The 474-nt window shown below is 68.1% G+C and carries 1 protein-coding gene; it reads right to left on the bottom strand.

Features of this window, described 5'->3' with window-relative positions; translation table 11 throughout:
• Positions 1-474: transaldolase family protein (locus RM445_RS32060; protein WP_311560614.1), on the bottom strand; the 474-nt coding region annotated here is incomplete at both ends.

The raw sequence follows: 474 nt of genomic DNA, 5'->3' as shown, positions 1-474 counted from the left end.
CGGTGCCGGTGACCTTGTCGCCCTCGACCTCGCCGTGGTCGGCGAACGACAGCAGGGTCTTCTCCGGCATCGTGTTCACGGTGTCGGCGACGGTCAGCTCGGTCACGTACATGGTGTCGGAGTAGTCGGGGTTCTTCACCCCCGTCGACGCCCACAGCGGGCGCTGAGCCTTGGCGCCTTGCGCGGTCAGCTGTGCCCACCGCGTGCCCTGGAAGGTCTCCTCGAACGCGGCGTAGGCGAGCCGGGAGTTGGCGATACCGGCCTTGCCGCGCAGCGCCAGTGCCTCGTCGGTGCCGATCTTGTCCAGCCGCTTGTCGATCTCGGAGTCGACGCGGGAGACGAAGAAGCTGGCCACCGAGGCGATGCCGCCCAGGTTCTGCCCGTTGGCCGCCGCCCGCTCCAGGCCCTCCATGTAGGCGGTCATGACGTCGCGGTAGGGCTCGACGGAGAAGATCAGCGTGACGTTCACGCTGA

Origin of the sequence: Pseudonocardia charpentierae, from assembly GCF_031845345.1 — a bacterium.
Taxonomy (GTDB): Bacteria; Actinomycetota; Actinomycetes; order Mycobacteriales; family Pseudonocardiaceae; genus Pseudonocardia; species Pseudonocardia charpentierae.
This window is presented reverse-complemented; position numbering and strand designations above follow the sequence as displayed.